The organism is Bathymodiolus thermophilus thioautotrophic gill symbiont, assembly GCF_003711265.1.
Taxonomy (GTDB): domain Bacteria; phylum Pseudomonadota; class Gammaproteobacteria; order PS1; family Pseudothioglobaceae; genus Thiodubiliella.
In genome coordinates, this window is the sequence record NZ_CP024634.1 from 309,715 (window position 1) to 334,304 (window position 24,590).

At 37.9% G+C, this 24,590-nt stretch carries 26 protein-coding genes; 18 read left to right on the forward strand and 8 right to left on the reverse strand.

What is annotated here, in order from left to right; all coding sequences use genetic code 11:
- Positions 1–9 precede the first annotated feature (9 nt).
- Together rpmG and MS2017_RS00985 are read left to right on the forward strand one after the other, a co-directional pair.
- On the forward strand, positions 10–165 hold the full coding sequence (gene rpmG / locus MS2017_RS00980) for a 50S ribosomal protein L33 (RefSeq protein ID WP_066045648.1): 156 nt from the start codon (positions 10–12) through the stop codon (positions 163–165).
- Positions 165–482, forward strand: a complete 318-nt coding sequence (locus MS2017_RS00985; RefSeq protein ID WP_122950964.1) for a hypothetical protein — start codon at positions 165–167, stop codon at positions 480–482. The genes rpmG and MS2017_RS00985 overlap by 1 nt, the downstream gene beginning before the upstream one ends.
- Before the next feature lie 225 nt (positions 483–707).
- Here MS2017_RS00985 and MS2017_RS00990 read toward each other — a convergent pair whose 3' ends face one another.
- Positions 708–3,266 carry a bifunctional aconitate hydratase 2/2-methylisocitrate dehydratase gene (locus MS2017_RS00990; protein WP_122950965.1) on the reverse strand — a complete coding sequence of 853 codons (2,559 nt, stop codon included), beginning with the start codon at positions 3,264–3,266 and terminating at the stop codon, positions 708–710.
- Between the two features lie 171 nt (positions 3,267–3,437).
- Here MS2017_RS00990 and purB point away from each other — a divergent pair, with 171 nt between their 5' ends.
- The 4 genes from purB to MS2017_RS01010 all read left to right on the forward strand — a co-directional run bounded on the left by purB (position 3,438) and on the right by MS2017_RS01010 (position 6,287).
- Entirely contained in the window at positions 3,438–4,814 is a 1,377-nt protein-coding gene (purB, locus tag MS2017_RS00995; RefSeq protein ID WP_122950966.1) for an adenylosuccinate lyase, read from the forward strand.
- 57 nt (positions 4,815–4,871) lie between these two features.
- Positions 4,872–5,348 carry a 30S ribosomal protein S16 gene (gene rpsP / locus MS2017_RS01000; protein WP_122950967.1) on the forward strand — a complete coding sequence of 159 codons (477 nt, stop codon included), beginning with the start codon at positions 4,872–4,874 and terminating at the stop codon, positions 5,346–5,348.
- 34 nt (positions 5,349–5,382) lie between these two features.
- Positions 5,383–5,874 carry a ribosome maturation factor RimM gene (gene rimM, locus MS2017_RS01005; RefSeq protein ID WP_241156944.1) on the forward strand — a complete coding sequence of 164 codons (492 nt, stop codon included), beginning with the start codon at positions 5,383–5,385 and terminating at the stop codon, positions 5,872–5,874.
- Positions 5,875–6,017: 143 nt separating this feature from the next.
- Positions 6,018–6,287: a hypothetical protein gene (locus MS2017_RS01010; protein WP_071564201.1), complete on the forward strand. Its 270-nt coding sequence runs from the start codon at positions 6,018–6,020 to the stop codon at positions 6,285–6,287.
- A 552-nt stretch (positions 6,288–6,839) separates the two neighbouring features.
- On the opposite strand, the gene MS2017_RS01015 is transcribed toward MS2017_RS01010, so the two are convergent.
- Positions 6,840–7,493 (reverse strand): carbonic anhydrase, encoded by a 654-nt coding sequence (locus MS2017_RS01015; protein WP_122950969.1) that lies wholly within the window; start codon positions 7,491–7,493, stop codon positions 6,840–6,842.
- Between the two features lie 83 nt (positions 7,494–7,576).
- On the opposite strand from MS2017_RS01015, the gene MS2017_RS01020 reads away from it, so the two are divergent.
- The gene (locus tag MS2017_RS01020) at positions 7,577–9,517 is read left to right on the forward strand and encodes an SLC13 family permease (RefSeq protein WP_122950970.1); all 1,941 of its coding nucleotides are present in this window, start codon (positions 7,577–7,579) and stop codon (positions 9,515–9,517) included.
- 38 nt (positions 9,518–9,555) lie between these two features.
- Here the strand turns inward: MS2017_RS01020 and truA are convergent, their stop codons facing one another.
- A complete protein-coding gene (gene truA / locus MS2017_RS01025; RefSeq protein ID WP_071564195.1) occupies positions 9,556–10,299 on the reverse strand; it encodes a tRNA pseudouridine(38-40) synthase TruA in 744 nt (247 codons plus the stop codon).
- Between the two features lie 210 nt (positions 10,300–10,509).
- Between truA and MS2017_RS01030 the strand changes: the two genes are divergently transcribed.
- The 6 genes from MS2017_RS01030 to MS2017_RS01055 all read left to right on the forward strand — a co-directional run bounded on the left by MS2017_RS01030 (position 10,510) and on the right by MS2017_RS01055 (position 15,854).
- On the forward strand, positions 10,510–10,866 hold the full coding sequence (locus MS2017_RS01030; protein WP_122952205.1) for a diacylglycerol kinase: 357 nt from the start codon (positions 10,510–10,512) through the stop codon (positions 10,864–10,866).
- On the forward strand, positions 10,845–11,597 hold the full coding sequence (locus MS2017_RS01035) for a biotin--[acetyl-CoA-carboxylase] ligase (protein WP_122950971.1): 753 nt from the start codon (positions 10,845–10,847) through the stop codon (positions 11,595–11,597). Before MS2017_RS01030 ends, MS2017_RS01035 begins: the two co-directional genes overlap by 22 nt.
- 191 nt (positions 11,598–11,788) lie before the next feature.
- Positions 11,789–12,517, forward strand: a complete 729-nt coding sequence (gene lptB, locus MS2017_RS01040) for an LPS export ABC transporter ATP-binding protein (RefSeq protein WP_122950972.1) — start codon at positions 11,789–11,791, stop codon at positions 12,515–12,517.
- On the forward strand, positions 12,510–13,538 hold the full coding sequence (gene tsaD, locus MS2017_RS01045) for a tRNA (adenosine(37)-N6)-threonylcarbamoyltransferase complex transferase subunit TsaD (protein WP_420481218.1): 1,029 nt from the start codon (positions 12,510–12,512) through the stop codon (positions 13,536–13,538). The genes lptB and tsaD overlap by 8 nt, the downstream gene beginning before the upstream one ends.
- The gene (locus tag MS2017_RS01050; RefSeq protein WP_071564187.1) at positions 13,522–15,030 is read left to right on the forward strand and encodes a YifB family Mg chelatase-like AAA ATPase; all 1,509 of its coding nucleotides are present in this window, start codon (positions 13,522–13,524) and stop codon (positions 15,028–15,030) included. The genes tsaD and MS2017_RS01050 overlap by 17 nt, the downstream gene beginning before the upstream one ends.
- Positions 15,031–15,335: 305 nt before the next feature.
- Complete coding sequence (locus tag MS2017_RS01055) at positions 15,336–15,854, forward strand: hypothetical protein (RefSeq protein WP_122950973.1); 519 nt, start codon at positions 15,336–15,338, stop codon at positions 15,852–15,854.
- Between the two features lie 27 nt (positions 15,855–15,881).
- On the opposite strand, the gene MS2017_RS11855 is transcribed toward MS2017_RS01055, so the two are convergent.
- A complete protein-coding gene (locus tag MS2017_RS11855) occupies positions 15,882–16,091 on the reverse strand; it encodes a phage integrase N-terminal SAM-like domain-containing protein (protein ID WP_420886040.1) in 210 nt (69 codons plus the stop codon).
- Between the two features lie 183 nt (positions 16,092–16,274).
- On the opposite strand from MS2017_RS11855, the gene MS2017_RS01065 reads away from it, so the two are divergent.
- Positions 16,275–17,012, forward strand: coding sequence for a hypothetical protein (locus MS2017_RS01065; protein WP_122950975.1), 738 nt, complete (start codon positions 16,275–16,277; stop codon positions 17,010–17,012).
- A 377-nt stretch (positions 17,013–17,389) separates the two neighbouring features.
- On the opposite strand, the gene MS2017_RS11755 is transcribed toward MS2017_RS01065, so the two are convergent.
- Positions 17,390–17,515: a hypothetical protein gene (locus MS2017_RS11755; protein ID WP_257468828.1), complete on the reverse strand. Its 126-nt coding sequence runs from the start codon at positions 17,513–17,515 to the stop codon at positions 17,390–17,392.
- A 30-nt stretch (positions 17,516–17,545) separates the two neighbouring features.
- Here MS2017_RS11755 and MS2017_RS11000 point away from each other — a divergent pair, with 30 nt between their 5' ends.
- Entirely contained in the window at positions 17,546–17,728 is a 183-nt protein-coding gene (locus MS2017_RS11000; protein ID WP_143108858.1) for a hypothetical protein, read from the forward strand.
- On the opposite strand, the gene MS2017_RS01075 is transcribed toward MS2017_RS11000, so the two are convergent.
- Positions 17,692–18,045: a hypothetical protein gene (locus MS2017_RS01075; protein WP_122950977.1), complete on the reverse strand. Its 354-nt coding sequence runs from the start codon at positions 18,043–18,045 to the stop codon at positions 17,692–17,694. The genes MS2017_RS11000 and MS2017_RS01075 overlap by 37 nt on opposite strands.
- Before the next feature lie 16 nt (positions 18,046–18,061).
- Positions 18,062–18,532 carry a hypothetical protein gene (locus MS2017_RS01080; protein ID WP_164707558.1) on the reverse strand — a complete coding sequence of 157 codons (471 nt, stop codon included), beginning with the start codon at positions 18,530–18,532 and terminating at the stop codon, positions 18,062–18,064.
- A 435-nt stretch (positions 18,533–18,967) separates the two neighbouring features.
- Here MS2017_RS01080 and MS2017_RS01085 point away from each other — a divergent pair, with 435 nt between their 5' ends.
- Complete coding sequence (locus MS2017_RS01085; protein ID WP_164707559.1) at positions 18,968–21,361, forward strand: CotH kinase family protein; 2,394 nt, start codon at positions 18,968–18,970, stop codon at positions 21,359–21,361.
- A gap of 304 nt (positions 21,362–21,665) precedes the next feature.
- Here MS2017_RS01085 and MS2017_RS01090 read toward each other — a convergent pair whose 3' ends face one another.
- Positions 21,666–23,327: an FAD-binding protein gene (locus MS2017_RS01090; RefSeq protein ID WP_122950980.1), complete on the reverse strand. Its 1,662-nt coding sequence runs from the start codon at positions 23,325–23,327 to the stop codon at positions 21,666–21,668.
- Between the two features lie 226 nt (positions 23,328–23,553).
- Between MS2017_RS01090 and hisA the strand changes: the two genes are divergently transcribed.
- Both hisA and MS2017_RS01100 read left to right on the forward strand, forming a co-directional pair.
- The gene (hisA, locus tag MS2017_RS01095; RefSeq protein ID WP_122950981.1) at positions 23,554–24,285 is read left to right on the forward strand and encodes a 1-(5-phosphoribosyl)-5-[(5-phosphoribosylamino)methylideneamino]imidazole-4-carboxamide isomerase; all 732 of its coding nucleotides are present in this window, start codon (positions 23,554–23,556) and stop codon (positions 24,283–24,285) included.
- Positions 24,275–24,571, forward strand: coding sequence for an RnfH family protein (locus MS2017_RS01100; protein WP_071564973.1), 297 nt, complete (start codon positions 24,275–24,277; stop codon positions 24,569–24,571). The genes hisA and MS2017_RS01100 overlap by 11 nt, the downstream gene beginning before the upstream one ends.
- Positions 24,572–24,590: the final 19 nt, after the last annotated feature.

Below are 24,590 nucleotides of genomic sequence, written 5' to 3' on the forward strand. Positions count from 1 at the left end.
GGGTAAATTATGAGAGAAAAAATCAGATTAGTATCATCAGCCAAAACAGGTCATTTTTATACGACAACTAAGAACAAACGACTACACCCAGAAAAGGTAGAAGTTAAAAAGTTTGATCCCGTTGTTAGACAGCATGTGATGTATAAGGAAGCTAAGATTAAGTAATGGATACAGCAGCCTTATACCAAAAAATTATTTCTGTTATTCAAAAATCATTTATTGATCGAGCAGAAAAATATGGATTAACTGTTAATGAATTAAAGGGTCTCGACCCTTCAATTGAGGATCTAATATTGCACTTAAAGGGGCTGAACGCAATATTAAAAGTTGTTGCAGGAGATGATCATATTGAAATAATTTTATCTATTGATGCCAGTCAATGTATTGTTGTTATGGAGAGAATGGCTCAAGCCATTAGGCAAGAAGATCAAAAGGAAATAGAAAGCCTTATGTTGGAATTAAAAAAACATGCAAAGTATTAAAAAAAAATATATAATAACACTAAAATAGGAAAAAAAGGAGAGCATAAAATGACAAACAATGATAAGCAAAAGTTAATCAAAGAGGCGTATGAAATTTTAGATAAAATTGAATTACATTTTGATTTTATTTTTGAAAAAATCCAAGAAAATAGAAAAAAAGTTGCCTAATATTAGGCTAAAATTTTTCAATTAAAAAAGCCACTTTGAAGTGGCTTTTTTATTGCCTTATTTTTCTAGAATTGTATCAAGTGCAATGCACCCAACAGCATCTTGATACTCAGATATTTGGTCAAAGTTAAGATATTGATAAATATTGTCTGACATTGGTTTGATGGTTTGCATTTCTGTTTGATATTCTTCTGGCGTTGGGATTCGTCCGAGTTTTGCGGCAATGGCTGCGACTTCGGCTGATGATAAATACACATCGGCACCATCACCTAGGCGGTTGGGGAAGTTGCGAGTTGAGGTGGAAACTACGGTGGCATTCTCTTTAACGCGTGCTTGGTTGCCCATGCATAGGGAGCAACCTGGTGTTTCTGTGTGTTGGGTGATGGATTCAAACATTTGATAGATGCCTTCTGCTTTCAGTTGCGCTTCGTCCATGCGAGTTGGTGGCGCAATCCAAAGTTCGGTGGATAGGTTTGATTGGTTTTTTAACAGTTGTGCAGCGGCTCTAAAGTGTCCAATATTGGTCATACATGAGCCAATGAAGACTTCGTCAATTTTTGTGTTAGCCACTTCTGATAATAGTTTTACATCATCTGGATCGTTTGGACAGGCGAGAATTGGCTCTTTGATTTCATTGAGGTTGATTTCAATGGTGGCAGCGTATTCGCAATTGGAGTCTGCTGTTAATAATTCAGGTGTATCTAGCCATTTTTGCATCGCTTGAATGCGGCGTGCGATGGTTTTTTTGTCCTCATAGCCCATTTCTATCATGGATGCTAGCAAGGCAATATTTGATTGTAAGTATTCTGCTACAGGTTCTTTGTTGAGTTTGATGGTGCAACCGTTGGCACTACGCTCTGCTGAGGCATCGGTTAATTCAAAGGCTTGTTCAATTTTTAAATCCCCTAGGCCTTCAATTTCTAAAATTCGCCCTGAAAAAATATTTTTCTTATTGGATTTTTCAACGGTTAACAGGTCTTGCTGAATGGCAACATAGGGAATGGCATTAACCAAATCTCGTAGCGTAATTCCGGGTTGCATTTCCCCGCTAAAACGCACCAAAACGGATTCTGGCATGTCTAATGGTAATACGCCAATAGATGCGCCAAATGCCACCAAGCCAGATCCTGCTGGAAAACTGATACCAACTGGGAAACGCGTATGCGAATCGCCACCTGTGCCTACCGTGTCAGGCAGCAACATACGATTCAACCATGAGTGAATAATACCATCCCCCGGTTTGAGTGATACGCCACCACGAGATTGCATAAAATCAGGCAGCGAATGTTGCAGTTCTAAATCAACAGGTTTGGGGTAAGCAGCTGTGTGGCAAAAACTTTGCATGACCAAATCAGCTGAAAAACCTAAGCATGCCAATTCCTTGAGTTCATCACGGGTCATTGCACCTGTGGTGTCTTGTGAACCAACAGTCGTCATACGAGGCTCGCAATAAGTACCGGGTGCAATGCCTGCAACGCCACAGGCTTTACCAACAATTTTTTGCGCCAAAGTGTAACCTGCACCATTATTGTTTGTATCTTGTGGGCGTAAAAATATATCACTGATGTCCAAGTTTAAATCTTGGCGTGTTTTGTCGCTCAATCCTCGTCCAATAATCAGCGGAATGCGTCCTCCTGCACGGATTTCATCTGGTATGGTGGTGGGTGAGAGTTTAAATGAAGAAAGCGTTTTACCGTTAGCATCGGTGATTTTTCCTGCATAAGGATGGATGGTGATTTCATCCCCCATTTGCATTTTAGACACATCACATTCAATGGGCAATGCCCCTGAATCTTGTGCGGTATTAAAGAAAATTGGTGCAATATTGCCCCCTAGCACTACACCGCCACCGCGTTTATTTGGCACAAAGTTAATGTTGTTGCCCATGTGCCATAAAACAGAGTTAATGGCAGATTTGCGTGAAGAACCAGTGCCAACCACATCGCCAACAAAGGCGAGTGGCAATCCTTTTTCTTTAAGTTGTGCAATGGTTTCTAGGGGGGCATCCATCTTCTTAATCAGCATTGATTGTGCATGCAGTGGAATATCGGGGCGTGACCAAGCCTCAGTGGCGGGCGATAAGTCATCGGTATTGATTTCACCTTCAACACGAAAAACTGTGAGTTTAATGGTTTCGGGTAGTGCTTTTTTGCTGGTAAACCAATCGGCATTTGCCCAAGCATCAACCACTTGTTTGGCAAAGGTATTGGTGGCTGATTTTTCTACAATGGTTTGATAGGCTTCGTAAATAAGGAGTGTTTTTGATAAAGCATCACAGGCTGTTTGTGCAGTTGCAGCAACATCCAGTAACTCAATGAGTGGGGTAATATTGTAGCCACCCATCATTGTGCCTAACAAGAAAGTCGCTTGTTGTTGGTTAATGGCATGGCAAGTTTGCTCGCCTTTGGCAACGCTTGTTAAAAAACTGGCTTTAACATAAGCGGCTTCGTCCACGCCGGGTGGCACACGATGGGTAAGTAAATCTAGATAAAAAGCCTCATCGTTGCCATTAATTAAGTTTTTAACAACAGAGTTTGTTTGCTCTGCATTTAATACTAAAGGTGGTAAATTGTCTTTGGCTCGCTCGTCAATATGCGCTAGATAGGCTGTTTTCATCTGCTTGATTAAGGAATAATATAAAGCGTATAATTATACGCCAAGGCGTCAATATGACGGATAAATTATGATAGAAAAATCTATCCAAGTTAATGAAGATTAAACTCAAAAAATTGTATCCAATAGCCACGGTGCAGTTAGAATAATTAATAAAAACCAACCAGAGAAAATATGCAATTAAACCAATTAACCGCAATTTCCCCTATTGACGGGCGTTATTTTGACAAAACTGAAGCATTAAGTGCTATCTTTAGTGAATTTGGCTTAATTAAGTATCGTGTTTTAATTGAGGTCAAATGGTTGCAGGCCATGGCAGATAATGTTGGTATTTTAGAGGTGCCAGCATTCAGCGCTGAGGCAAGTCAATTTTTAGTTAATATTGTGGCGAATTTTTCGCTTGCAGATGCACAAGCAGTCAAAGATATTGAAAAGACTACAAACCACGATGTTAAGGCAGTTGAATATTTCTTAAAAGATAAAATCAAGGACAATGCAGAATTAAATGCCGTCAGTGAATTTTTTCATTTTGCTTGCACTTCAGAAGACATCAATAATTTGTCCCATGCTTTAATGTTAATTGATGGGCGTGATGTGTTAATTATACAAATGCAAAATATTTTGTCTTTAATAATCAGTTTGGCACAAGATAATGCAGCCATTCCAATGCTTTCAAGGACGCACGGTCAAACCGCATCACCAACAACGGTTGGCAAAGAAATGGCAAACTTTGCTTATCGCTTAAAGCGACAAATCAAACATCTAAAAAGCGTCAAAGTAATGGGTAAATTTAACGGCGCAGTAGGCAACTTTAATGCCCACATCTGCGCTTATCCAGATTTAGATTGGCAAAGTATTTCACAAGATTTCATTGAGGGGCTGGGTGTAAATTATGCATCCTATACGGCACAGATTGAAACGCACGATTATATGGCAGAATATTTCCATTCAATGAATCGTTTTAACACCATTTTGATTGATTTTTGTCGTGATGTTTGGGGCTATATTTCCTTGGGCTATTTCAAGCAAAAAACCATTGCTGGCGAGGTAGGTTCATCCACCATGCCACATAAAGTTAACCCCATTGATTTTGAAAATGGCGAAGGTAATCTCGGTATTGCCAATGCACTTAATACACATTTGGCAGATAAATTAGCCGTTTCTCGCTGGCAAAGAGATTTGTCCGATTCGACCGTATTAAGAAATTTGGGCGTTAGTTGCGCACATTGTTTAGTGGCTTATGCGTCAATTGCTAAGGGTATTAGCAAGTTAGAGACCAATGAAGCTAAATTGTTGGCAGATTTAAACAGTTCGTGGGAAGTGTTGGCTGAGCCAATTCAAACAGTGATGCGTCGTTACGGCATTGAGAATCCTTATGAGAAACTTAAAGCGCTAACTCGTGGACAAACTATTAATGCAGAAGTATTGGCAACCTTTGTTAAAGATCTTGATATGCCAGAGGAAGCGAAAGCAGCCCTCTCTAAACTCACGCCAATGACTTATATCGGCGATGCACAAAAATTAGCACGAGACATTGAAAAACTGATATAATGTTGCGTCTTATGCCAATTTTGGCGTAAGTTTTATAAAAAAAGGAGCAAAAAACCCATGGTTAAAATTAGATTAGCTAGAGGTGGAGCCAAGAAAAAACCTTTTTATTCAATTGTAGCAACAGACTCTAGAAAGCGTAGAGACAGTGCCTACATTGAGCGACTTGGATATTTTAATCCAGTGGCTCGTGGACAAGAAGTTAGGCTTACCATCGAAGAAGATAGATTGGCATACTGGATTTCAAAAGGTGCGCAAACCTCTGATCGTGTTAAGCAACTTGTTAAAGAATTTAGAGACCCTGCAATTCGTGAAAAGCGTGTTGCAGCACAGCAGGCACATGCAGAAGCAGTGGCAACTAGATTAGCAGCAGAAGCAAAAGCAAAGGCAGACGAAGAAGCGGCAGCAGAAGCCGAAGCTAAAGCGGCAGCAGAGGCTGAGGCCAAAGAAGCGGCAGCAGCAGAGGCGGCAGCGGCAGCAGAAGCAACCACTGACGACGAAACGCCAGCAACAGAAGAGGAAAAACCTGCTGAGTAATTCAACAGACATTTGCTCAAATTCAAAAAGGCTATTGGTTGGCACAATCAATGGTCTTTTTGGCGTTCAGGGTTGGGTGAAAATTTTTTCTTATACACACCCAAGAAAAAATATCTTATCCTATCAGCCATGGCACATTGACACGGATGGACATTGGCAAACTTTAGAGATTGTTACTGGTCGCGTACAATCTAAAACCATTGTGGCGCAAATTGAAAATATTAACGATAGAGATCAAGCGCGCAAATTAATTGGCACTGATATTTATATTGAAAAATCTCAATTACCAAAACTCAAAAAAGACGAGTATTATTGGGAAGAATTGATTGGTCTAGAAGTTATCAATAAAGAGTTAGTCGCGCTTGGCAAAGTTAGTAATTTGGTCAGCACAGGCGCAAATAGTGTATTGATTGTGCAAGATAAAAAGAGTAAAAAAGAGCATTGGGTGCCTTATATCAAACCCTCGCTAATTAAAGTAGATCTTGATAAGCGACAAATTTTAGTAGACTGGGATGAAAATTTTTAATGGTTAAAATCACGATTTAACAGCCAGGTTAATCAATATGAACAACTTGGTAAACCAGCAAAACTTCTGTTGGCTATTCTCATAGTTTGTGTAATGCTCTCTAGGTATAATCTCTACTTTATATTTAAATAAGAGTAAAAAAAATGACAAAAAATGAAGAAAATAATTTACAAGCAATGGAGATTGCTGATGAAATTTATGCAGATGGCGTGTTAAGCGTTGGCATTCGTCAAAATATTGCTAAGATTGATTTTTATCAGGCTTTTCCAGTGGCTGATGAAAATAATACCAATGAGCAAAGAGAGTTGCGCAAGGCTTCTCGCCGTATAGTCTTGCCAGTAACTGGCTTGATTGAACTTCATGATATCTTAAGTAATATTATGGAAAAAATAAAGAATAACGCTGAAAAGTAGTTGTGTGTGAAATTGCCTTATTTAATCTAGAATTAATATTGTTTCTAAACTAAATAATCTGGCATTTTCCTTTGTTTCGAGACCTTTGCATAAATATAAATAATCATCAAGAATCTACTTTTCACCCACTTGGTAATTTTTTAAACTCAGCCTTAGCCCTGCTAGGACAAGGTTTAAGAAAATCACCCATTGGGTAAAAATTGAATTTTGCTAATCATCCATATTTATGCAAAGGTCTCGCTCCAAGTATTAAGCATAAAAAAACCTATGTTACCAATAAGTAACATAGGTTTTTTTGTGCTTAATGTCTGAATGATTAGGCCATGCTATTTATATTAATTTAGCAGACCAATAAATAATGCCATTTTCAAGTAAACAATATTTTTATTGCCAATATTTGGGCGATTATAAGCACCATATTGTTTCTTTTATGTTTGAAAATGGTAAAAGGATGAGTCTATCTGCTCAGGGAGCGGGCTTGTAACTGTTCTTTCTTCCCCTAGGAAAACAAAAATTGAATTTTACTAACCATATTTATACAAAAATCTGGTGCTAAATATCGTTATTGCGGGAGACGATTCTATCAGCTTCGTCAATGTTGTCAACTGTTATATTTAGATTGTGCAGGCGACCGTCTTTGATGTCATAAATAAAGCCGTGAATTGCGAGCGCTTGACCTGATTTCCATGCTTTTCTAATGGCAGGTATGTGGCAAATATTGCGCACTTGCTCAATAACATTGATTTCACACAACTGGTCAATTCTATCTGTCATTGACAATTTATTTAATTCATTTTTAGAGCGCTGGTAATATTTTCGAATAGGACGAATCCAGTGGTCAATTAAATCTGGATTGCTTTCATTCATTGCCGCTTGAACGCCACCACATCCATAATGTCCGTTGATGATAATATGTTTCACCTTTAAAACTTCCACTGCATATTGAATAACTGATAAGACATTCATATCGCTGGAGTTAACCAAATTGGCAATATTTCGATGTACAAAAATGGTGCCGGGATCCATTTTGACCAATTCATTGGCTGGCACACGGCTATCAGAGCAACCAATCCACAAATATTCAGGCGTTTGTTGATTGCTTAAGTTGGAAAAAAACTCAGGCGTTTTGCGATTAATTTTATCAACCCACGCTAAATTATTGGTAAAAAGTTGTTCAATATCTTGATTGTAATGCTGATTACACATTTATCCCTCTTTGCTTTGGAATTCATATTAGAAACACATTATAATATAGTCCCATTATCCTATAATCAAATATTCCATTGCCTATGTTAAATAAAAAGATTGTTGCGGCTCTCGTATTTTCAACCTTTGCTTTATGGTTATCCACAGTTGCCCCCTCAACCCCAATTGCTTGGATGTTGAGTATTTTACTTTTAACTATTTATTTATTTGCCTTTGAAGTGGTAGAAGTGGATGAGGCGGCAATCACAGTTATGGTGATTTTAGGCTTGACTTCATTACCTTTTGTGCATTCATTGATGGGGCTTGAGGGTGGCTTGGTTGATAGTGAAAAATTATTCACAGGCTTTTCCTCAAATGCGGTAATGTCAATTATTGCTGTTATGATTATTGGTGCTGGGTTAGACAAAACTGGGTTAATGTCAAAAGTAGCAGCCTTTATTTTAAAAGTGGGCGGTCGCTCAGAAACACGCATCATTCCAATCGTCTCGTCAGCAGTGGGTTTTATTTCCTCATTTATGCAAAATGTTGGTGCAGCAGCGTTGTTTATTCCTGTTGTTAATCGTATTTCAACGCGTTCAGGCGTGCCTATGTCAAGGTTGTTAATGCCGATGGGTTTTACTGCGATTTTAGGTGGCACAATGACAATGGTTGGCTCCAGTCCGTTGATTTTGTTGAATGATTTAATCCTAACCACTAATCAAGGACTTTCAGTAGAAAATCAAATGCACACTTGGGGCTTGTTTTCAGTAACGCCCATTGGTATTGCTTTGGTGTTAACGGGTATTGCTTACTTTGTTATTGCAGGTAAATTCGTGTTACCGGCTGCCAAAAAGAAAAAAGAAGGCACTTCTGTCATTAATCACATCAAAGAAGTTTATGACATTGATTACGATTTGTTTGAAGTGAATGTGCCTACCAATAGTAATTTGGTTGGCATGACACTTGACCAAGTGGAAACCATTTATAAGGTACGAGTAATTGCAGTTCGTGATATAGAAAACCACGATTTGATTGGACATGGGTCAGTGGAAAGAAGCACCGAAATTCAAGCAGAAATGACATTAGGGCTTTTAACTTCAATAGAAAGTTTAGAAAGTTTTGTTGAAGGTTTTGGGCTAAAACTGTCAAATAAGATTGAAAAATTTTCAGATATCTTGTCCACTCAAAACTGTGGCACTGCCGAAGTTGTTATTCCACCAAATTCTTCTTTGATTGGCAAAACTGCACGCGATGTTTGGCTTAGAAAAACCTATGGCTTGGCAATGGTTGCCTTGCACCGTGGTGGCGAAACCATGAAAGAGGGCGAAGGCATCCGTGATGTTGCTTTCCAGGCAGGCGATACGCTAGTTGCCTATGTTTGTTGGGATGATTTGGATCGTCTAAGAGACAATTCAGATTTTATTGCTATTACCAATGATTATCCGCAACAAGAAGAAACCCGTCCAGAAAAAGTTAAATGGGCAGGTTTGTTCTTCGGTTTGGCGTTATTTTTAGTATTATTTACTGATATTAGACTTTCTATTGCCTTGTTAACTGGTGCATTGGGTATGATTTTAACCAAAGTTTTGAATATTGAAGAGGCGTATCGAGCCGTGTCATGGAAGACTGTATTTTTACTTGCCAGTTTGATTCCATTAGGGCTTGCCGTGTCTAAAACAGGCACCGCTTTATGGATTGCACAAGAAACAGTTGCCGTAGTTGGTGATATGGCACCATGGGTTATTTTGACCGCTATTGCCGTGTTAGCCACTTTTTTTACTTTGGTTATGTCGAATGTAGGTGCAACCATTTTGTTGGTGCCAATTGCAGTCAATATTGCTATTCAAGTGGGCGCAGACCCAGCAATATATGCATTAACTGTAGCGATTGCAACTTCAAATTCATTCCTTATTCCTACCCACCAAGTGAACGCCCTGATTATGGGGCCAGGAGGCTATAAAGTTGTTGACTTTATTAAAGCGGGTGGCATTATGACAATTTTATTCCTTGTGGTAATGATGACCATGATGAATATTGTTTTTTAAAGGTTTCTACTTGCAAAAGTAAAATGAATAGAGACTGTTTAAAGGTTTCTGTAAAAGGCTTTAATAAAATATAAACCTTGAGGCTGCGCAGTTGCGCCTGCCTCTCTCCTGTCCTTGGAATCCAATACTTCTTGTATCCATTCCACAGGTCGTTCACCTTTGCCGATTTTTAGCAAAGTGCCGACAATATTACGCACCATGTGATGTAAAAAAGCGTTGGCTTTTATGTCTAACAAAATATCATCACCTTGTTTAGTGAGCGTTATAAATTCAATCGTCTTAATGGGGGATTTCGCCTGACAAAGACTGCCACGAAACGCAGAAAAATCATGCTCACCCAGCAGACACTCGCCAGCCTCTTGCATCGCATCTAAATTTAATGCCCTTGGCTCCCATAATGAGTGCTTGTCAATAATGGCAGAGCGAACCTTGGTATTGTGTATTTTGTAATGATATTGCCGTGCATAAGCATTAAAACGCGCATGAAAATCATCGTCAACACATTTTGCCCAAACAAAATTAACATCAGCCGGCAAATTAACATTACCACCAAATAACCACGCCTTATCCTCTCTATCCGCAGTCGTTTCAAAGTGAATAACCTGCTCAACCGCATGCACCCCCGCATCAGTCCTACCCGAGCAAAACACCCGCACAGGATGATCAGCAACCTTTGATAACGCCTCCTCCACCACTTGTTGAACAGTGCGAATACCAGATTTTTGTAATTGCCATCCATGGAAATCACTGCCCATATATTCAACGCCTAATGCTATTTTCATTATAGTTATACCATTTTCAATAAATAATTATATTAACTAAGTGCTTGCCTTTATGGAATTTTAAAAAAAACATAAGTCTTGTTGAATAAGGTCAGATGTTTACCAGCAGAACTGTCGTGTGCAAAGACGAATGATTAACATAATTATTTTTTGAAAATGGCGTTACTTTTTCGGCGTAAAATCCCCTTATTTTATACATTAAATGAAGTTATGAAAAACGAAGCGACAGGATTAAAACGAATTGTTAGTGCATTTGGATTTTCGATGCAAGGGTTAAAGGCTTGTTATCGGTCGGAGGCGGCTTTTAGGCAAGAGGTATGGCTCAGTGTTGTTTTAATTCCTTTGGCGTTTTTTCTTACAGAGTCTGCTGTTGATAGAGTGTTGTTAATTATGCCTGTATTTTTGGTGTTAATTGTTGAGATACTTAATTCTGCTATTGAATCGGTGGTAGATAGGATTGGTGATGAATATCATGTGCTTTCAGGTGTGGCAAAGGATATGGGTTCAGCGGCGGTGTGGTTGTCATTAATGCTACTTATTGCAATATGGTTGATTATTCTCATTTAGAAAATTATTTGAGTGATGAGGTTGAATGCTTTGTTTTTGATTCAATACCTAGTACCAATGGTTATCTTTCATCCTTAGCATTTTCACTGAAAACACAAGTTTGCATTGCTGCGCAACAAACGCAAGGCAAGGGGCAACATAATAGACAGTGGTTAAGTGGCAAGGATAGTAGCGTTTTGCTGTCTATTCGTAGGGTGTTTTCGGTGGATGTTAATTTGAATGGATTAAGTTTGATGGTGGGTTTGGCATTGGTTGAAGTGTTAAAAAAATATGGTGTTACTGAGGCGCAACTCAAATGGCCGAATGATGTTTATTATCAGGGCAAAAAGTTAGCGGGAATTTTGATTGAAAATGTCATACAAAAACATAACCAATCCGTGGTAATTGGCATTGGTGTTAATGTTAATGTGGATATTGATTGTCAAACGCCGTGGACAGATTTGCATTCAATCAATGGGCAAAAATCTATCAATCAATTTAACTTGACCAAAGATTTGATCAATACAGTATTACAATTTTGCCAATTTTTTGAACGCAGTGGTTTTTCTTATTTTGCCAAACAGTGGGCGAATGTGGATTATTTACAAGGTAAACAAGTTCGTTATAAGGACAAAAATCGAGCCTTTTCGGGTGTGTGTTGTGGGGTGAATAATGAGGGTGTATTACTGGTTAAAACTGCAAAGGCGACTGAGTGGGTTTATTCATCTGAGTTTTTAAGTGTTGGTTGTTAGATTGGTATTGATGATAAAATTAACAATTATCTACCAGTTTACACTTAAGGGAGCCTTAAAAAGCCCAGCATGATTTATGAAACACATAAAACAGCACTTTTCTAATGCCACACAACAGTTCTTGGTGAGGGTTTATCCAAAAACTCAGCAAATGACTGGCCATTCTTCGCATTTTTGGAGACTTGTTTAAAATGCCTGCACAGTATTCACTGCAAATCGTCAATATTAGCAAATCTTATTCAGGAAGAAAGGTCGTTGCAGATGTTTCATTCCTAGTGAAAAGTGGTGAAGTGGTAGGGTTATTAGGGCCAAATGGTGCTGGAAAAACCACTTGTTTTTATATTGCTTGTGGATTGGTAAAAACCGATTTAGGGCAAGTGGTCTTAAATAATCAGAGAATTGACCATTTGCCAATGTATAAGCGTGCCAAACTGGGATTAGGTTACCTACCTCAAGAGCCTTCTATTTTTAGAAAATTATCCGTTGAAGATAATATTATGGCAGTGCTAGAACTTAATGATGTTTTGGATAAGAGCGCTAGAAAAGAACGCCTAGAAGATTTGTTAATGGAATTTCATATTACCCACATTCGCCATCTTGATGGATTAAGTTTGTCTGGTGGTGAAAGGCGTCGTGTAGAAATTGCTAGAGCGTTGGCAATGAATCCGAAATTTATCTTATTAGACGAACCTTTTGCAGGTGTTGACCCAATTTCTGTGAGTGATATACAGCAAATTATTTATCATTTAAAGAGAAAAAATATTGGGGTTTTGATCACCGACCATAATTATCGAGAAACATTGGATACTTGTGATCGTTCCTATGTGTTGCACGGTGGCGTGATTATTGCCGAAGGGGATAAAGAGAAAATTTTGGACAACAACAAAGTGCGTGAAGTTTATTTGGGTGAGCGTGATTAAATTTATTACATTAGGAATAGAAAGTTCTTGTGATGAAACAGGCATTGGCTTGTACTCACAACAACATGGATTGATTGCACATCAATTATTTTCTCAAGTTGAAATTCATCAAGAATATGGTGGCGTTGTGCCAGAATTGGCATCTCGTGACCATATACAGCGTGTTTTGCCACTTATTAAAGCCGTGCTTAAAGAGGCTAAAATAAAACTTACTGACATTGATGCCATTGCCTATACCGCTGGACCAGGTTTGGCAGGGGCGTTGTTGGTTGGCAGTGCGGTGGCAAAATCTTTGGCTTGGAGTCTCAAGATTCCCGTATTGGGCGTTCACCACATGGAAGGACACTTACTGGCACCACTCCTGGAAGAAACTCAGCCCAAATTCCCTTTTGTGGCGTTGTTGGTTTCTGGTGGACATACAATGCTAGTTGATGTTGAGGCAATCGGGCAATACAAAATTCTAGGCGAGTCTTTGGATGATGCAGTGGGCGAGGCATTTGATAAAACGGCTAAGATTTTAGGTTTGGGCTATCCGGGTGGCCCAGCATTAGCCACACTTGCCGAACAAGGCACCGAAGGGACTTTTACATTCCCTAGGCCAATGATTGATAGACCCGGACTGGAATTTAGTTTTAGCGGTTTAAAAACATTTGCACGCAACACTTTTGCTAAACACCCAAACGAAAAAGCAGACATTGCCAAAGCCTTTGAAGTGGCTGCCACACAAACGCTTATGATTAAATGCAGAAGGGCGCTAGAGCAAACAGGACGAACAACGCTTGTAGTGGCAGGGGGCGTTAGTGCGAATTTGTCCCTACGCAAAGAATTGAACCACATGGGTAAGAAAATAGGGGCCACTGTTTTTTATCCAAGGCAAGAATTTTGCACTGACAATGGGGCAATGATAGCCTTAGTTGGGCATTTTCGCCTTAGTTGTGGACAACATGACAACCATCATGAAATCAACATCAAGCCCAGGTGGAATTTAGAGGAGTTAACCCACATTGAGCAAATTAAGTAAACTGTTTACCCGTGCATCAACAGGGCTTGATGCGCCATTGGTTACTATTGAAGTACATATTTCAAGTGGTTTGCCCGGATTTTCCATCGTTGGACTGCCTGAAGGCGCAGTGCGTGAAAGCAAAGACCGAGTTCGTAGCGCCATTATGACCTCAAAATTCAAATTCCCCAAAGGACGAATTACCGTGAGTCTCGCCCCTGCAAATTTACCCAAAAGCGGCGGTAGATATGATTTGCCCATTGCCATTGGGCTGCTAATAGCCTCTGAACAAATCAAACCCAATATTAACATCAATGCATTTGAATTTTACGGTGAACTGGGTTTAGACGGCTCACTTCGGGCAACTGAAGGACTGTTACCAGCCATTATTGCCAGCAGTCAAGCCAAGCATTGTCTTATTTTACCAAGTCAAAACTCAGACCAATATACACTGGTAAATGAAGCAATTATTTACCCATGCACACACCTACTTAAAGTATGCGAGTTCCTACAAGGCGTTAGTAATGTTGATAAATTAGTCCATAATTTAACCGACAATCAACCCATTTATCACAATGATTTCTCCCAAGTTAAAGGACAATATCACGCCAAGCGCGCCCTAGAAATTGCCGCTAGTGGCGGACACAATTTACTGTTAGTCGGCCCACCCGGATCAGGCAAAACCATGTTGTCAGAACGCCTCCCTTCAATTATGCCACCCCTCAGCACCGACAAAGCCCTAGAACGCGCCTCAATTTACTCAATCGCCAACAAACCCTTAGACATAACCCAACTAAAAGTTCGCTCATTCCGTAGCCCCCACCACTCATCCTCAGCCGTCGCCCTAGTCGGTGGCGGCTCAAATCCCAAACCAGGGGAAATTTCACTCGCCCACGAAGGCGTGCTATTTTTAGACGAATTACCCGAATTTCCTCGAAGCGTCTTAGAAGCTTTACGCCAACCCCTAGAAAACGGCAAAATCCACCTGTCCCGTGCCGCCCAACAAACCACCTTCCCCGCCAATTTCCAACTCATCGGTGCCATGAATCCTTGCCCCTGCGGTTTTTATGGCAACGGCACCGCAAAATGCCACTGCACCAGCGACCAAATCGACCGCTATAAAAACAAAATCTCAGGCCCTTTATTAGACCGAATTGATATGCTTTTGACCGTGCCACCCCTGCCTAAAGAAATCTTACTTAATCAAAATACCGACAATGTCGAAAACAGCGAAACCATTAGAACAAGAGTCATTAACGCACACAACATCCAACTCAAACGCCAAGCCAAATCCAACGACAAACTTGCCCCCGATGAAATTGAAAAATTCACCAACCTCAACCAAGACAACAAACAACTACTCTCCAGCGTTATAGACAAACTCAGCCTCTCAGCTCGTGCTTATCACCGAATTTTAAAAGTTGCTAGAACAATTGCCGATTTAGAGAATAGCGAAACAGTTGACAAAGCCCATTTAATTGAAGCGATAGGGTATCGGCGGTTTGATAATTAGAATTGTGAAAACTGAAACTATAGCTTACAATTATTATTAGAGACCTTTACATAAATATAGATGATTAGCAAAATTCAATTTTTGCCCACTTGGTGATTTTCTTAAACCTTGTCCTAGCAGGGCTAAGGCTGGGTTTAAAAAATTACCAAGTGGGTGAAAAGTGGATTGTTGATGATTATTTATATTTATGCAAAGGCCTCTTATAATAAAACTTTTGAATCTATATCTGATAAAAATGATATTAACAGTCGTATTAGTATTGAAAATAACCGCTTAAAACTCAGTCCACAAAGTTTAGATAATGTTTGGTTATTAGCAAAAATTCGACAGCAATTACTTCGTTATCAGCAGATATTGAGTTTGTTCCTAAGGCCAAAATAAATCATTTAGGACTAGAAATAGAATTAAATGACGGTAAGTGGATTGAGCGTTTTCGTATTATTATTGCCTATGGGATTAATTATTGTGATACACAAATGCCCTCCTGTGTTGGCATTACTTTCGATTTAGTAGGGGTTACCTATAAAGGAGTGGATTACACAAGGGAGGCATTCAATGGGAATGCCACCTTGTATCAGAGCAGTAATCGCCCTGAATCAGAAAAATATATACCACCACCAGGTTCTTTTAAAGCTAATTTCACTATTGAATTAGACAAAACGGCTAAAAAAGTTGTTATCAAATATGGCAATAAAGGTTATTTTGACATTAGTAAATTATTTATCGACTTTAGTCAATTGCAAGCCAATTTTTTCATCAAAACGCAAGGTCGGGAAAATAGCGACAAATCAGTCTTTGTGGACAATGTTAAAGTCAACGGATAAGACTTTGATGATTTTTCCACCCCAACGCTAGATAGCACTAAATGGAAAATAGGTAAGTTTTCTTATAGAGGATATTAAAATATGCCCAACCGCCAAATCTGTTAAAAACACCTCCACTTTATTTTCAACACCCACAAACAACTCACCCCTATCCTGCATTTGAGAAAATTTGATAAACCGCTTCACCCAATCGCAATAACTATTCTCAGTTTTATAAACATAACTCATCCGCTGCATCGCCCCCGCATTTGTTGAATAATTGGCTTTTTATCTGTTAACATCTATCCTTTGAATTTTGTATAAATTTTTTACCCTGATATTAACTACTAGGTAATGATTAAATTTTGTCTTAAAAATAGAAAGGGCTTTATTGTTTTTTACAGATTATATTTTTAACACAGAGTATCAAGGAGTATGATTATGACAATAAAGAAAGTTTTTAACAAAAAAAATTTTACTGATAATGCAGGAAGTAACAAAGTCTCTTCTTTTAAAACAGATTTAGGTGTTGATAATGGTTGGGTAGTTGACACATACTGGGCATTGTCAGATGCCCAAGAAATAAATATTTTTAATGCTAATTTGACGGTGCCACAGCCACCCAAAGATAAAGAAAATCAAGTCATATTTTTATTTACGGGCTTGCAAGATCAAAAAGGAAGCTTTCTAAACAACCACATATTACAGCCAGTTTTGCAATGGGGTAAAAGCCTTGTGGGTGGCGGGCAATATTGGTCAATTGCTTCTTGGTATGTTGGCCTTACAACAATTTCCGTATCAGAGTTATTACCCGTTAATCCAGGTGATTTAATTACAACAAAGATAAGCGGTGTTTACAATGATGAAAGCAAGTTATATAACTATGATTGCTCTATAGAATCTAAAGACACCAATAGGTCTGTATTACATGTTTATTCCATCCCTAAGTTGCAGGAATTGGTAACTGCATTAGAGGTGTATGGTATTGATCAGTGTAGTCAGTATCCTGCTTCAGCAATGACAGAGTTTAATAATATATTAATTAATGGCAAATTGACCCCAAATAATATTCCATGGGATATTTCAAAATCAATCACAGAGTGTGGGCAAGATATAAAGATAATTAGCGATGCTAGTAACAATGGTAGTATTAAAGTTATTTACCAAAAAGGAAGGTAAAGAAAAAATAATAAGAGGGCGCTGCCTTTTTTTTGGCTTTGACTTAAAAAAGGGTGGCACCCCTTATTTCCTTGAGCAGTTTGGCACGCCATTCTCTTCGGTGTTGCTTGATAATACCAGTGGAATATGACTTTCTCCCATAACAGTTTTGATAGTGCTATTGCTAAAAAAGCCATACTTGTTATCAGTATTTTATAGTTGTGCAGTAGTTCAATCACACCTACCCAGGCACTCTCTACTGAGCGATCGTAGAGATTCAATTCAACTCTTCCTCGCTGTTTTGGGATTTGCTTGTCTCTTGCATTTTTTGAGCTTTCTATAGGTATATTTATTTCATACTCTAAATTAAAGGCTCCAGGTAGGCCATTAAAAGGGTGTCAACCACCACGAATAATGTTTTTATTGCCATTATCATTTTGGCATACTAAATAAAGATGGTCATTACTCCCATCAATATTAAATGGCACATCCACTTCTTTTGATTCAATATAAATTTTTCCCATTTTTATTCTACTAGAGACCTCTGCATAAATATGAATAATCATCAAGAATCCACTTTTCACCCACTTGATAATTTTTTAAACCCAGCCTTAGCTCTGCTAGGACAAGGTTTAAGAAAATTACCAATTGGGAAAAAATTGAATTTTGCTAATCATCCATATTTATGCAAAGGTCTCTACTACTTGACCGTAATTTTTTTAACAATATTGTTTTGATCAAATTCAACTATTACTCTTCGTGCAACATCTAAATAAGCCATAGGGGCAAACCTAGAAAGTGCATCAAATGGAAGCGGGTAAAAATACACTTCTTGCTGTTTGCCCTTTAATTTCTTATATTTGTCATTTTTTGCTTTTTTTAAGTTCAATTTTGTTATGTTTGTAAATGGAAGTTTTAAAAACTTATTAACCTCATTTTGAAATTCTTCAAAAGCCTCTTTAGGTGCAACAGCACCAGTTCCTCTAATATACTTATCAAATTGAGTTTTGTTCATCATGCCGACTGCGTCTCGTTTAAGGATTTTTTCCGCCATTTTTTTATCAAAAAGACTAAAATATGGCGGTCTTTTTTTTGTCTAAAAACGCTTGATGACTGTATTTCCAATATGGGGTATGAATAATATATTTATTATCTTTATTAAACACCATTGAAAGTCCGATTAAGTAGTTTACTCCATCTTTAGTGGTGCATTTTCTACCAAGGGTTACATATTTAATTTTTGTATTTTTATCTTTAGCAAGCCAATCTGAGGCAATCTCTTTATATTTTTTATCAAACTCTTTCTCTAAATCAGTAATTTTTTCATATGAAATTTTATCACCATATTTTTCTTTAATATATTGTCTAAACACATTAGCATCTTCTGGTAAATCGCATAAACTATTCGTTTTTTGACTCTTATTAGCAGTTATTTTGGCGATTGATTGATTGGCATAAATTATCTCTGTTAAAGCAAATATAAACAAAAATACAAAAAAATAATTAAATCTAAAATGTGGCTTGCTTCTTGTAATTTTCATTATTCTTTCAGTTTTGTTAAACAATATTTTCTGATTATACTCATTTTTTTTTGCAGGCATTTTTTTTAAAATTTTTATAAAAAATATCTGATTCAAAATTTCTGAAAGTCGAAAACACCCATAATTCTTATTAGTTCTTTGGTTGTTTTCTCTATAAAACCCCAATAATTCCAGGCAACAATTTAATTTTTCTTATTTCGAAATCAGTAAACTGAACAAAAAATGCGTAAAAAGCGTAGGCTACTAGGGTGCTCTATAAGCAGAAATTTTAAAAAGTTGTTAAAAGTTTTTTGGAATGGCAAAATAATGTTACAATTTACAACAAAAGTTTAGAAAATAGGCGTAAGACTTGGTTAAATGGTGTTGAAAATGAGAAGACAAATTTTATTAGTGATATCCTTGGTATTTTTTTGGATGAGTGGCGTAGTGCATGCTATGCAAAATTTAGACTTAGATTTTGTTTATTGCCATTCTGGTTGTAAGCAAGATGTGTTTACCATAGCCAAAACTAGCGATGGGCATGTTTTCCCTTATGCAAGTTTGAGGCTAAAGTTTGATCGTGCGCTAACTGATATTGAAAAAAGTGCTTTTGTTGATAACTTTAGAATCTTAAAGAGTGGAAAAGAACTCGAACATCTACATGAAAAAATCTCTAGCCTCCCTGCTGAAGGAGTGCACAGTTCATTCAATTGGATAAACAATCAAACGCTTATCTATACAGCGTCTTCATTGCCAGCTGGTAACAACTATACTATTTTATATCCAAATAATTGGTTAGAAAATAATAATATTTCGTCTTTTAACACCATGTCTTTGACAGGCAATGGCATTCGAATTTATGAGTTTTTTTGTCCTAATGAAGCATGTTATAGAAAGTTAACAAATGCAGAGAATGCAATTAATGCAGAGTCCATTGATCAAACTTATGCAGATATGATTTTTAAGGATGTTTATGCCAATAAAACTTATCAAGATACAAAAATGAGAATAAGGGGTCATACTTCTACTTGGGTTGATAAAAAAAGTTACACAGTTAAATTTGATTCAGACAATCTTTTTGAAGGCTTTCAGGATAGTGATGGTGACTATCAAGGGCCTAGAAAGAAATTGGTTTTTATTGCACACAAAGTGTTTAGTGTAAGTGATTTATCAACTAATAAATTAATGAATGATGTTGCTCGAAAACTAGAAAAACAGATTTTTGGTGCGGCATTAGAGGCAGATTCTTATTTTGCTCTTATGGTATTTAATGGGCGATTTTGGGGAGTTTACAATGTTTCTGAGCATATTGATTCAGGAAAGGGTGGCTGGAGTACGACAAAAGCACGCACAAAGGTGCTGGGTTTTAATAAAAAAGGCAAAGGCATGTTGCATAAAGCCGTATTTGGTGGCTTAGAAGATCAATATTCTATTGAACCGAAAACCGATCATGAATATGAATTCCTGACGCGGGGAAATGGGGTGCAAACAGATTGGACTGAAACAATTCCTTTTAATGTTTATTATAAAATGAATGATTTTGATTTTGATTTTGATTTTAAGGTTAAAGCCAAAAGTCCAAAGATGAAGTTACAGCCTGATCTCAGTAAATCCACACCTCCTTCGTTTGAACTTTCGGGAGATGGTAGTGGGTTACTCAGTGTTGACAATACAGAAACACAGGTAATTGTTAGTTTTGAACAACCTGTTGCTAATAATGAAAAGATTGAGGCGGAGTTTAACTCTGTTTCTGATTTTCAAGCCTATTACAATTATATTAAAGATAATCGTAATTATGCATCAATAAAAAAGTGGTTCAATGTGGACAGTAGTTTAATTTCTATGTTTGTCATTAAACTGTCTGGCTCTTTTGATCATGGTACACATAATCGTTATATGTTTTCCAAGGAGAAAAATCTTGAAAGTTTTATAGGCGCAGTTCAGGCGCCAAATGAAAATTATTATTTTGATATTTTATGGGATGGCGATTTGACATTTAGAGCGACTTGTGCCGCTGATTTTATTAATGGTAATTGTACTCGTCCACCCCCTTTACATTGGAAAATTATTGTAAAATCACAAGAGGGTCGCCAGCGCTATATTGATTTGTTTAATCAAGAAAAAGAAGTGGGTGGCGTGTTAACGCCAAAATTTTATCAACAGCAAATCCAATCTCATTTAGATGCATTGGGTAATTCCATTCAATTAGAAGAGTTACGCTGGGACAGGAAATTAGATTATTCCAGCCTAAGAAACTACCTCAAGGATCGCTTTAGTAACAAAGAATTTTTACGAAATAAAATACTTAGTCTAAAGACTGATGACTATATCAGCCCTAGCATTGTCGGCAATCTTTTAAGAAATAATAATGCCCAAGAAGGTTTAAAGCATTGGAATATTATTCAAAATGGCGGTCAAGGCTTTGGTTCTGGTTTTTATAACAATAGTGTTAACAAAGGCTTTAACACTTCGTATGCATGGAGTATTAAAGAGCAAACAATGGACTTGGGTAAGCTTGGTATGTTAGACGATAACGATAAAGTATTGGTTGACGCTGAATTTAGAGATGTATATTGTGGTAACGACTATTTGTTTTTAGAAGTTGAATTGAAAGATGAGAACCATGACATTGTTAAGCGATTCTCCACTGGAAAACGAAAAACAAGAGTGCCGAGACTTTGTGTTTGGGGTAATGGTTCAACAGAAAAAATCTCTGCAATTATCAATATTCCAGCAGGAAAAACTGTGCGTTATATTACTTATAGAGATGGCGGAAAAGATAGCGAGCGGTGGGGCGGAAGATATGGAGTGGTTATTAATAATGCCAAAGTTATTGTAGAAAAAAATTAAAATGTATTTTTTGCTGATGGTTTAATTGTTAGATTATTTTTGATGCCCTTAAAAAGTCATAGAGCTGATTATTAGGCATTTAAAATCAAATTGAGGTACGATTAGCCAGAGGCCACTTTCACTCATTTGTAAATTTTTATAAAGACCATCTTATGCCATTTTCAAAAATAAAATGAATAATATAGTGCTTATCATCACCCAAGTATTAGTGCCAGATTGTTTGGTTTATTTTTGAAAATGGTATGACTAAAACTATATTCTCGTTAAAGTGAAAAATATAAAGCACTCTTAGTCTAATACAAGACTAATCCCCCAGCAGTTTACGCAAATAACTATTGTAGAAACGGTTGTCTCGGTCACAGTATTGTCGATATTTTTTAAACGCCTCTATGGGTGCGCCACGCTCAATCCGCCTTTGGGTAATAAAACTTAAGAAATTTTTATTAAATGGTGGTGTGAAAGAGTCCTTATTTGAGTCTTTCGGGTCGTAAAATCCATACATTTTGCCATTGTGTGGTAAGCCACCCATTTCAATCCATTTACGCTCCACAAAAGCAAAAAACTTTATTAAGGCGCTAGGATACTCTGTACTGGTTGTGGGCTCTATAAAGCCAATAACATCCAAGTTAACGAACCAAGTATTAGGATTTTTTGTATAAGTACCTGACATTACAGAGTCCCCTCCTTTGACAAAACGGAATTCCATCGGTGCAGCAATGTGGAAATTTTTTTCTTGTATAACATAGTCTCCAACAACTTGCAGACCGTCCCAAACTTTTTCAAGACCCGTCTCATCAAGTGCTGGCAACTCAATAAAGTAGGACATAAACATAACTTGAGCTGCCTTTGTTAGCCACAGTTCAGAATGCTTGCTATTTGCGACCTTAACTTGATGTTTGATTTCATTAAGAGCTATGGCGGCGTACCCAGACGGTGGTATTGGTGGCCAATGAAGTAGGCTGTAGGGACTATCAAAATACTGAGATTTACGAGCGAAACTTACTCCATATTTTTCGATACCAGTTACACATGGTGCGCCAAATTTTTTTTCATTTGAAAAAGTACAGGCAGTGGTGTTTTGCCCTAAATCTAAATCCAAGTTTGGCGTTTTTGAATGAGAATTACTATCCACATCCCACCAAAGTACAAGAAAATTCTTCATTGCTGGGATGGGTAAATTGCTTGCTGCAGCATATGGCGTATAGAACACTTCTATGCGATCGTGTTTCAATGGTCTATTTAAAAGTTGTTTGAACTTTATTGTAAAAGCTTGCTTGTCTTTCAGTAAATAATGCGCCTTACCCCCTTGAAGCGTCGTTATTAAAGGGCGAGACAGAGTATCAATGACAACCCGAGTAATAATGCCTAATGCCCCCAGTGAAACTCGAGCAAAAGGTAAAAGTGGATTGCCATCTTGATCTTTTGAGTTGCGGTTGATGATTCTTTCTTGACCGTCTGCATTCATAATGGTGAAAGCGGATATTGTCTCTGCAAAAATGGGTGCATCAATTGTACTGCCATGAACATCAACCACACTCATGCCACCAATGCTAAAGAAACCGCCTGCTGTAACAGTCTTCATCATTAATTTATGTTTAATAAGAAATGCATCAAGATCATCCTCACGCACACCTGGATTTACCGTTACTTGATTTGCACCAAGTCCTAATTCCATTCCATCCTCACCCACATCTACATAACATGACATATCTACTAAATATAATGTTGGATTCAATGGCGGAGATTGATGGCGATTATCGTCAGTAACCAGTGCTGGCTGCGAGTGGCGTTGCCCAGACACTCGAACCGTAACGCCCTTGGCTTTGGCATCGGCGAGCACTGATTTCAAGTCTGCCTTTGTCTTTGGACTAAAGTAGTAGTTTTTGCCATTATATTGAATATTCCCGCTCCAGTTTTCCCACTCTGGCGAGTGAGTAGTAACTTCTGGACTTGTTTGATTACTCATATTTACCCCTTGTTTGTTAATTTCACGCTTATTTCAATTTGGCAATTTTTCATTGAAGTATAAAGACTATTAGAACTTTACACAATACATATTTTTTTCAGAATAGGTTTCATTATTTTGCCAATCATCCATATTTATACAAAGGTCTCTTAAAGTAATTGCTCATTGCCGACTTAATGAATAAAATATTGGTAAAATTCAATTTCAAAGGAAATTTAGGTAAAAAATGATAATAATTCCAGCAATAGATTTAAAAGATGGGCAATGCGTGCGTTTACGACAAGGCTTAATGGAGGACAGTACGGTATTTTCTGATAATCCTGTTGATATGGCGGCACAATGGGTAGCGCAAGGAGCGAAGCGATTACATTTGGTGGATCTTAATGGGGCGTTTGAGGGTAAGCCGATGAATGCTGATAGTGTGATGGCGATTACTCAGGCATTTCCAGAGTTACCAGTGCAGATTGGTGGTGGTATTCGTAATATGGAGGTTGCCAGTGCTTATATTGAAGCGGGTATTGGTTATTTGATTATTGGTTCAAAGGCGGTAACACATCCTCAATTTGTTACGGAATTGTGTGGTGAGTTTGCTGGAAAAATTATTGTTGGCTTGGATGCAAACGATGGTTTTGTTGCGATTGATGGCTGGGCGACCAAGACCGATAAACAAGTTAGTGAGCTGGCTAAACGCTTTGAACAAGATGGCGTAAGTTCTATTGTTTATACCGATATTGCCCGTGATGGGATGATGCAAGGGGTAAATATTGAGGCGACAGCCAATCTTGCCAAACAGACTTCAATTCCGATTATTGCCTCAGGCGGTATTACTAATATGCAGGATATTTCTGGATTATTGGTTGAGGCACATCATGGTATTACTGGAGCAATTACAGGGCGGGCGATTTATGAAGGTACGCTTGATTTTGCCAAAGCTCAAAAGTTATGTGATGAACATTGAAGTGGCTTATGCTTTAGAAGAAAAACAAACGCTACTGCCCTTAGTGGTAGAGGAAGGGGTAACCCTTAAGCAAGCGATTGAGTTATCAGGCATTCTTGATACTTATCCTCAAATTGACCTATCCAAGGATAAAACAGGTATTTTCGGAAAAATTGTTAAATTAAACACGGTTTTGCGTGAAAAAGACCGGGTAGAAATTTATCGACCACTGATTGCTGACCCTAAAAAAGTACGATCTGAACGCGCCGCACAAGGAAAAAAAATGCGTAGTGGCAAACAAACCTGATGTTTGGTAAAATAGATGG